This is a genomic window from Streptomyces sp. MB09-01, from assembly GCF_033794505.1.
In the GTDB taxonomy this organism is placed as follows: Bacteria; Actinomycetota; Actinomycetes; order Streptomycetales; family Streptomycetaceae; genus Streptomyces.
This window is the reverse complement of the sequence record NZ_JARAYQ010000312.1, coordinates 1-8,511: the sequence shown is the minus strand read 5'-3', so window position 1 is coordinate 8,511 and position 8,511 is coordinate 1. Positions and strand designations below refer to the sequence as shown.

Below are 8,511 nucleotides of genomic sequence, written 5' to 3'. Positions count from 1 at the left end.
GACGTTCCCGCCGCCGGGGGCCCGGCGGCGGGAACGTCCGCGGGGGCCGGGGCGTCCGGGGGGATCGCACCGGTCAGGAGCAGTGCGAGGAGCACCGGGACGGCCTTGCGGCGCAGGGCCGCGGTGGCCTCGGGCAGTCGGTGGGCATGGGTCGCGGGAAGGGAGAGCGCGAGGCTCCCGGCCGCGTCGCCGATCGCGATCGGGACCGCCGAGCAGACGACTCCGGGGGAGTATTCGAGCAGGTCGAAGACGGGCGCGCCCGGAGCGACCGCGTCCAGGGCGGAGAACAGGGCCCGGCTGTCGGTGATCGTCCGAGGCGTGAGCCGGGCGGGCCGGTGCCGGGCCACGTGGTCGGCGCGGCGGTCGTGGTCGAGCTGGGTCAGCAGGCACTTGCCGACCGCGCTGGCGTGCGCGGCGGCCCGGAAGTCGACCCACTCGCGCACCGGCGGGGTCGCGGGCCCGTCCGCCATCTGCGTGATCCGGACCTCCCCGTCGGCGTACCGGCTGAGGTACACCGCGGCGCCCGCGCTGTCCCGGGCCAGGGCCAGGGTGCGCTGGAGCTGGCCGGCCAGGCCGTGGCCGCCGGGGGCGGTGAGCCGGTCCAGGGCGGGCCCGCGCCCGTACACCCCGGCGCCCGCGCGGTACGCGTACTCCTCCTCGCACAGCATCGACAGGAGCCGGCGCAGCTCCGCCTCGGCGAGGCCCGACTCCCGTGCGAGCCGGGCGGCCCGCACCCCCAGCGGGTGCTGCTCCAGGACGCGTACGACGGCCAGCGCGCGGCGGGCCTCCGCCAGGGCCCCGCCCGTCCCGCCCTGGACGACGGTCCCGCGGGCCGCCGCCGTCAGCGCCGGGTGGCGCAGCGGTCCTGTGGACGGCCGGGCCGGGTCCGCGGGCGCCGGGGCCGCCGGCGCCGGGACGGTCGCGGTCACGGAGACGGGCGCCGCCAGGAAGGCGGTCAGCACCGCGGACAGCCCGGGCCGCGGCAGGGGCACCGCGCCCAGGTCCGGGTCCTCGAACTGGTCGACGTAGCGCAGCACGGCCGCCTGCGCGCACAGCCGGACCTCCCGCAGGTCCCGCCGGCCGCCCGGCCGGAAGCCGCGGCGGCCCAGCTCGCGCGCCCAGTGCCGGGCGTCGTGGTGCTCGCCGCGCCGGGAGTGGTCGAGGAAGAGGCAGTACGCGGCCGCGGCGGTCGGCGGGCTCCCGGAACCGGCGGCGAACTGCCACCAGAAGCGGGCGCCTTCGCGCAGCCCTGCGAGGTGCAGCAGGCAGCCGAAGACGACCGCACCGGCCAGGTCGGTGTGCCCGCCGGTGCGGAAGGAGTCGAGGTGCGCCCCGGCCTTCGGCGCGCACACGGACGCCAGGCAGACGGCCTTGAGGTCGCGCCGCGCCCGTTCGGCGTCGAGCGGGCAGTCCCGGGCCGGGTCGCTCCATCCGTAGGCCGACCGGCGCCGGGCCCGGTGCCCGGGGGCCGGCGCGTGCGGTGTCGCGCGCAGCAGCCGGGCCTCGGCCGCGCCGAGGTCGTAGTACCGGTAGCGGTCGCGGACACCCGCCCGGGCGAGGAACTCGGCGAGCGAGCGGGGCGCCGGGTCGTCGTCCTGCCGCTCCTGTGGCTCGTGCCGCTTCATGATTCGGCTGGTTCGGCTGGTTCGGCCGGTTCGACGGACGTGTCGAGGAGGCGGGCGAGCCGCCGGTGGGCCTGGCCGAGGTAGGAGCGGACCGTGGCCTCGTCGACGCCCATCACCTCGGCGGCCTCGCCGGGGGTGCACCGGAGCCCGTACCTCAGGAGGACGGCGTCGCGCTGCCGCTCGGCGAGCCGGGAGACGGCGGAGTAGAAGCGGATGGTGTCGGTCAGCACCTCGTACCGGTCGGCGTGGGCCTCCTTGAGGGCGGCCTCGAAGGCGCTGATGTCCATCGGCTCGGGCTGCTGCTGCCAGGGGTGGCGCCGGTGCTGCCGGTCGACCAGGCAGTGCTTGAGCACGGTCCACGCGTAGGCGTCGAGGCGGTCCATGTGGAGCATCCGGAGCCACTCGCCCATGATCGAGTCGAAGGTGGCGTCCACCGCCTCCTCCGCCGCCGCGTCGGAACCCAGCTGCAGATACGCGAAGCGCATGTACGCGGGCCGCCGGTTGGCGTGGAAGGCCCAGTACGACAGGCGCGCCGTCGGACCCCACTGGCTCATGGGAGTCGGCCGCCGACGCCGGCTCGGTAGTCCCACCGCCCCACCGGACTCCTCCGGTCCGCCATCGCTCACCGCTCCACCTCATCCCCTGTGCGCAGAACAGGAAAGCAGCGCGGGCGCAGTCGGAGGGTGCAGAGAAGAAAGCTGGAAGCATTGCGTCGCCGATGATCGAACCGTGATCGATCTCGATCGCGCAGGGCTCCAGCCAGCACGTATGCATATGCCCGCTGCCGGTGCCGCCGGACCTCCGGTCCGGTGCCCTGCCGGCCGCCTGTACCATGGGCCCGATCGCGAGGGCCGTGACGGAGAGGTCACTGCCCTCGCTTTTGCGTTAGTCCACCCTGAACAAATGCGGCGCGTGGCCTTTCGGCGGTTCGATACGATGAACCGCACTCACAATCCGTCACGTCACGTGGTACCGCACAGAGGAAATGGAGCATCCGAGGATGGCTCGACACCTGATCACCAGCGCGCTTCCCTACATCAACGGGATCAAGCACCTGGGCAACATGGTCGGGTCGATGCTTCCGGCGGATGTGTACTCCCGGTACCTCCGCCAGCGCGGCCACGACGTCCTCTACATCTGCGCCACCGACGAGCACGGCACCCCCGCCGAACTCGCCGCCAAGGAGGCCGGCATCTCGGTCGCCGACTTCTGCGCGCAGGCCCACGACGCCCAGAAGGCGGTCTACGACGGCTTCGAGCTGTCCTTCGACTACTTCGGCCGCAGCTCCTCCGCGCAGAACCGCGAGATCACCCAGCACTTCGCGCGCAGGCTCCAGGAGAACGGCTTCATCGAGGAGCGCGCGATCCGGCAGGTCTACTCGCCGGTCGACGGCCGCTTCCTGCCGGACCGCTACGTCGAGGGCACCTGCCCGCACTGCGGCTACGACAAGGCCCGCGGCGACCAGTGCGAGAACTGCACCCGCGTCCTGGACCCCACGGACCTGATCGAGCCCCGCTCGGCCATCTCCGGCTCCACCGAGCTGGAGGTCCGCGAGACCAAGCACCTCTTCCTCCTGCAGTCCAAGCTCCAGCACGAGGTCGAGGCCTGGGTCTCCGAGCACGAGGAGGAGTGGCCGCAGCTCGCCTCCTCCATCGCCCGCAAGTGGCTGACCGAGGGCCTGCACGACCGCGCCATCACCCGTGACCTCGACTGGGGCGTCCCGGTCCCGGCCGACACCTGGCCCGAGCTGGCGGCCGAGGGCAAGGTCTTCTACGTCTGGTTCGACGCCCCGATCGAGTACATCGGCTCCACCAAGGAGTGGTCGGACCTGGACCCGGCGAACCGCGACTACAAGTCGTGGTGGTACGAGGCCGAGGACGTCCGCTACACCCAGTTCATGGCCAAGGACAACGTCCCGTTCCACACGGTGATGTTCCCCGCCACCGAACTGGCCACCCGCGAGCCGTGGAAGAAGGTCGACTACGTCAAGGCCTTCAACTGGCTGACGTACTACGGCGGCAAGTTCTCCACCTCGCAGAAGCGCGGCGTCTTCACCGACCAGGCGCTGGAGATCCTCCCGGCCGACTTCTGGCGCTACTTCCTCATCGCCAACGCGCCCGAGTCCGACGACTCGTCCTTCACGTGGGAGCACTTCGCCGCCACGGTCAACAAGGACCTCGGCGGCACCCTCGGCAACTTCGTCAACCGCGTACTGACCTTCTCCCGCAAGAAGTTCGGCGACGAGGTCCCCGCCGGCAGCCCCGCCGGAGAGGTCGAAGCCAAGCTGGGCGAGCAGATCGCCGAGCTGCTGGCCGAGTACGAGGGACACATGGAGTCCCTCCAGTACCGCAAGGCGGCGGCCGCGCTGCGCGCCCTGTGGTCGGCCGGCAACGCCTACCTGGACGAGAAGGCCCCCTGGCTGGAGGTCAAGACCGACCTGGAGGGCGCGGCGCTCACCCTGCGCACCGCGATGAACCTGATCCACCTCTACTCGGTGGTCTCCGAGCCGTTCATCCCCGCCTCGGCGCGCACCGTGCGCTCCTCCTTCGAGCTCGCCGACGACACGGCCACCTGGGTCACCCCGGAGCAGGCCAGGTCTCTGGACGCGGTCCCGGCCGGTACGCCGTTCACCGTGCCGCCGGTGCTCTTCGCGCGGGTCACCGAGGAGGACCTGGAGTCCTACCGCGAGCGCTTCGGCGGCTCCCCGGAGGCCTGAGCCTTCGAATGACGATCCCGTGAGGGGCGCGGCCTTCGGGACCGCGCCCCTTTCGCGTGCGCGCCGGGCGCGGCGAGGGCGGCACGGTAGGGGAAACCCCACCGCGAAGTGTCCACCTGGGCGTGCAGACCCGGTGGGGGCCGCGCGGCTGGAATGGGGCCATGACCCTTTCCCGTACCGCCCGTTGGACCGCGGGCTGGCTGCTCGCGGCCGCCTGGGTGCTGTCCTTCCCGCTCCTTTCCCCGCTGGAACCCCACCGGCTGTGGGGCTGGTGCGCGGCCTGCGGGTACCTCGCCGCCGCCGTGGCCGCCGCCCTGGGCCGCCGCCGCGCCGCCCTCGCCGCCGCACTGCTCGGCGCCGTCGCCGTACCGCTGCTGTGGCTGGTCCTGACCGGCCGGGGACAGTCGGAGGTGATGGTCATCGAACGGTCCGGGCGGCTCCTGCTGGAGTCCGGCCGCCTCTACGTCGACCGGCCCGCGACCGTCGGGGAGTACACGCCCTACCTGCCGGGCATGGCCCTGCTCGGCATCCCGGGGGCCCTGCTCGGCGGCGGGGACGGCTGGGCCGTCCGGCTGCTGGGCGATGCCCGGATCTGGTGCGCGGCGGCCCTGTTCGCCGGCCTGTGGGCCGGGCGGAGGCTGCTCGGCGCGGCCCCGTCGCCGCTGCTTCCCGTGCTGGTGGCCTCACCCCTGGTGGCCATGCCCCTCTCCGTGAGCGGGGTGGACCTGCCACTGGCCGGGCTGTGCTGCCTCGCGCTCGCCGCCGCCGCGGCGGGCCGGCCGGTGGTGGCCGGCGCGGCCCTCGCCGGGGCGTGCGCGCTGAAGTGGACGGCGCTGCCCGCGGTGGCCGTGGCGGTGGCCCTGCTCGCCGTCTGCCGGGGCGGGCGGTCGGCGGTGCGCTGCGGAGTGACGGCGGCAGGCGGTACGGCCCTGCTGGTGCTGCCCGGTGCGCTGCTCCAGCCGGACGAGCTGTGGCGGCAGGTGTTCGCCTTCCCCACCGGGCGCGCGGAGGTCGCGACCCCGGCGGGCAGCCCGTTCCCCGGACATCTGCTGGCCGAACTGGGCTCCTGGGGCTGGTACCTGACGACGGCCCTGCTCGTGCTGGGAGGTCTGGCCGTGGCCCTCTCGCTGGTGGTCCGGCCCCCGCGCACGCTGGTCGCGGCGGCGGACCGCCTCGCGATCGGCCTCACCACGGCCTTCCTGCTGGCGCCCGCGGGCCGCTTCGGCTACCTGGCGCTCCCGGTGCTGCTGGCCCTCTGGTCCCGCACGGCCGGCGCGCCCCCGCGCCCCACCCGGATCGTGGCGGGCTCCCGGCAGCCGAGGATCCTTCCGTCGGTGGTGCCGGGCAGCAGCCGGCCGTCGTCCGCCACGGCCGGCGACAGCGCCACGGCCGGCTGCCCGCCGAGCTCCGGCCGGGAGGCCTCCGAGACAGAGAAGCCGTCATGCTCGTACTGGGCCTAGCCGTCGGCGCCGCGCAGGTGGGCCAGGACCGCGAGGACGCGGCGGTTGCCCTCGGTGGCGTCCAGGTCGAGCTTCGCGAAGATGCTGGACGCGTGTTTGACGACCGCGGCCTCGGTGATGAACAGCCGTGCGGCCAAGGCCTGGTTGTTGAGGCCCGAGGCCATCAGGGTCAGTACCTCGCGCTCGCGCGGGGTCAGCCGGGCCAGCGGCCGGTTCTCGGACCGGCGGCTGAGCAGGACCCGTACCACCTCCGGGTCGATGACGGTCTGGCCGTCGGCGACCCGCTGGAGGGCGTCCAGGAACTCGGCCACCTCGCCGACGCGGTCCTTGAGGAGGTAGCCCAGCCCGGCCGCAGAGGCGCCGGTGAGCAGCTGGGCGGCGTAGGCCGTGGCGACGTACTGGGAGAGCACGAGCACGGGCAACGACCCGTCCCCGGCACGGAGTTCGAGCGCTGCCCGCAGGCCTTCGTCGCGGAAGCCGGGCGGCATCCGCACATCGGTGACGACGACGTCCGGCCGCTCCGCCTCCACCGCCCGTACGAGCTCCTCGGCGCTGCCGACGGCCGCGAGGACCCGGTGGCCGCCGCGGGTGAGGAGTTCCGTCAGCCCGGCGCGCAGCAGTACGGAGTCCTCGGCGAGGATCAGCCGGAGCACGGGACCTCCACGCGCAGTTCGGTCGGGCCGCCCACCGGACTGGACACCACCAGTCTGCCCTTCAACATCGCCACCCTGTCCGCGAGTCCCGCCAGGCCCGCCCCCGCGCCGGGATCGGCACCGCCGCGGCCGTCGTCGGTGACGGAGAGGGTGAGCCGGTCGCCCTCGACCCTACCCGCGACCGTGATCCGCGAGGCACCGCTGTGCTTGGCGGCGTTCGCGAGGGCCTCGGTGACCGTGAAGTACGCGGTGATCTCCACCGGTTCGGGCAATCGGGGCAGGTCCAGGTCCAGCGCGACGGGCACGGGATGGCGCAGGGCCACTTCGGCCACGGCCGCCGCGAGTCCGTGGTCGGTGAGCACCTGCGGGTGGATGCCCCGCACGAGGTCGCGCAGTTGCTCCAGGGCCACCTTCGCCTCGCCGCGGCCCCGGGCGACCAGCGCGGCGGCCCCGGCGGCCTCCGGCAGTCCCCGCAGTTCCAGCTCGGCGAGGCCCAGGGTCATGCTGAGCGCGACCAGCTGCTGCTGGGCGCCGTCGTGCAAGTCCCTTTCGATGCGCCGCCGTTCGGCCTCGAAGGCCTCGACGAGCCGGACCCGAGAGCGGGTGAGCTCCATGACCCGGTCGGCCTCCTCGCGCGGCCCGAGCAGCCGGCGCACGGTCGTGACCTGCGCTCCGGCGAGCAGGGCTCCCGCGTACGCGGCCACCACCAGCCCGGCCAGTCCGGCCGCCGTGCCGCCGAGGCCCTCCAGCGGGCCGGAGACGGGCCGGCCGGGGATCAGCATCACGTGGTCCGGGGCGATGGCCCACACGGTGACCGGGGTCGCGACGAGGACCAGGGAGAACGCCACCAGCGTGATCACGAGGAACCCGGCCGCTCCGAAGACCGGCCCGAGCAGGGCGGCGTAACCGAACTCCCGCCAGGTGGCCCGCTCGCGCAGTCGCGTCCGCAGCCACGCGGCGGCCCCAGCCCCGGCGAGCGAGGTGTGCGGGTCCGCCACGCGCACGGGCTCCACGCACCGCAGCCGCCACCGCTCCAGCGCCCCCAGCGGCACCCCGGCGACGACCGCGCAGAGCAGGAGCAGCAGCCCGATCCCGGCCACCGCGAGCACCACACCGAGCCCGACGAGCAGTCCCAGGACGACCAGGACCGGATAGCCGATGAGGAATCCGCTGCCCGCGTACGCCCAGCACCGCCAGGGCCACCACGAGCCCAGGAAGCGCAGGGGCCGGCGCATCGCCGCCCGGACGGCGACCGGAGGCGCGGCAGGCGGTGGCGCGGCAGCCGCAGCGCCGGCAGGCCCGGCGGCCGCTTCGGCGAGGGGGAGGGAGTCGGACATGTGACCCCAGTCTAGGAGGTGCCGCCGGACCCCGGCCGGACCCGTCACCCCGTCACATCCTCGCGCCCATGGCCGGGAAACCGGGCGGCCGCCGTAGATCCGGACCGTCGTAGATCCGGACCGTACTCTCCGGGTCCGTTCTTCCCGGGTCCGCTGCCGGCCGGTCCGCTGTTCAGCCCGTCCGTACGAAGGTCCGCACCGCCGTGTCGAAGTAGCCCCGCGCCTCGCCGGAACGTCCGACCGGCGACGAGACCCACACGTCGTACAGCCGGCCGCCCTCCTCCCAGCACAGGTCGCGGGTGTGCCGGGGGCCTTCGGCCGCCGAGAAGCCGTTCCAGGTGAACAGCCAGAGCGCGGCCTCGTGGCCGTTGTGCGTCCTCGCCGAGACCTCGGCGTCCCGGTAGCCGGGGTTGTTGGACGGCCCCTTGGCGTGGGCCCGTTGGTGCACGGCGAGCGGCCCGCCCGACTCCGGATCGGCCACCTTGATGCCGATGCGGAAGGTCTCACCGGGGGACATGTAGAAGATCCGGGGACCCTCGACCTTGCGCGTGAAGCCGAGGGGGACGGCGAGCGAGAACCCCTCGGGATCCTCGACGACCCGGTAACCGGCCGGGGCGCCCTTGTCGTCGGCGGGCGGGGGAACCGGCTGCGGCGCCGCCGGGGTCACGGTGCCGGTCCGCTCGCCGGGGCCGCTGGGGGAGGGAGCGGGGGTTGTGGCGC

Annotated in this window: 6 protein-coding genes and 1 pseudogene; 2 read left to right on the top strand and 5 right to left on the bottom strand. The window is 74.2% G+C overall.

Annotation, left to right across the window (positions count from 1 at the left end; translation table 11 throughout):
• Both PV721_RS38005 and PV721_RS38000 read right to left on the bottom strand, forming a co-directional pair.
• Positions 1-794: IclR family transcriptional regulator domain-containing protein (locus PV721_RS38005; protein WP_416371268.1), on the bottom strand; the 794-nt coding region annotated here is incomplete at its 3' end.
• Between the two features lie 827 nt (positions 795-1,621).
• Entirely contained in the window at positions 1,622-2,179 is a 558-nt protein-coding gene (locus tag PV721_RS38000; RefSeq protein WP_319732595.1) for a sigma-70 family RNA polymerase sigma factor, read from the bottom strand.
• Positions 2,180-2,625: 446 nt separating this feature from the next.
• On the opposite strand from PV721_RS38000, the gene metG reads away from it, so the two are divergent.
• The gene (gene metG, locus PV721_RS37995) at positions 2,626-4,341 is read left to right on the top strand and encodes a methionine--tRNA ligase (RefSeq protein ID WP_319732593.1); all 1,716 of its coding nucleotides are present in this window, start codon (positions 2,626-2,628) and stop codon (positions 4,339-4,341) included.
• Positions 4,342-4,502: 161 nt separating this feature from the next.
• On the top strand, positions 4,503-5,801 hold the full coding sequence (locus PV721_RS37990) for a glycosyltransferase 87 family protein (protein WP_319732591.1): 1,299 nt from the start codon (positions 4,503-4,505) through the stop codon (positions 5,799-5,801).
• Here the strand turns inward: PV721_RS37990 and PV721_RS37985 are convergent.
• The 3 genes and pseudogenes from PV721_RS37985 to PV721_RS37975 form a co-directional block, all read right to left on the bottom strand.
• Complete coding sequence (locus PV721_RS37985; RefSeq protein WP_319732589.1) at positions 5,798-6,454, bottom strand: response regulator transcription factor; 657 nt, start codon at positions 6,452-6,454, stop codon at positions 5,798-5,800. The two genes, PV721_RS37990 and PV721_RS37985, sit on opposite strands and share 4 nt — an antisense overlap.
• Entirely contained in the window at positions 6,442-7,689 is a 1,248-nt protein-coding gene (locus tag PV721_RS37980; RefSeq protein WP_319732597.1) for a sensor histidine kinase, read from the bottom strand. The genes PV721_RS37985 and PV721_RS37980 overlap by 13 nt, the downstream gene beginning before the upstream one ends.
• Positions 7,690-7,963: 274 nt before the next feature.
• Positions 7,964-8,511 (bottom strand): annotated as a pseudogene (locus tag PV721_RS37975) (serine/threonine protein kinase); the annotation flags it as partial.

What these genes read in the sequence shown, in the direction of transcription:
- PV721_RS37980 (WP_319732597.1), bottom strand. Translation starts at nt 7,689, where the DNA reads ATGCGCCGGCCCCTGCGCTTCCTGGGCTCGTGGTGGCCCTGGCGGTGC.
- PV721_RS38000 (WP_319732595.1), bottom strand. Translation starts at nt 2,179, where the DNA reads ATGAGCCAGTGGGGTCCGACGGCGCGCCTGTCGTACTGGGCCTTCCAC.
- PV721_RS37990 (WP_319732591.1), top strand. Translation starts at nt 4,503, where the DNA reads ATGACCCTTTCCCGTACCGCCCGTTGGACCGCGGGCTGGCTGCTCGCG.
- metG (WP_319732593.1), top strand. Translation starts at nt 2,626, where the DNA reads ATGGCTCGACACCTGATCACCAGCGCGCTTCCCTACATCAACGGGATC.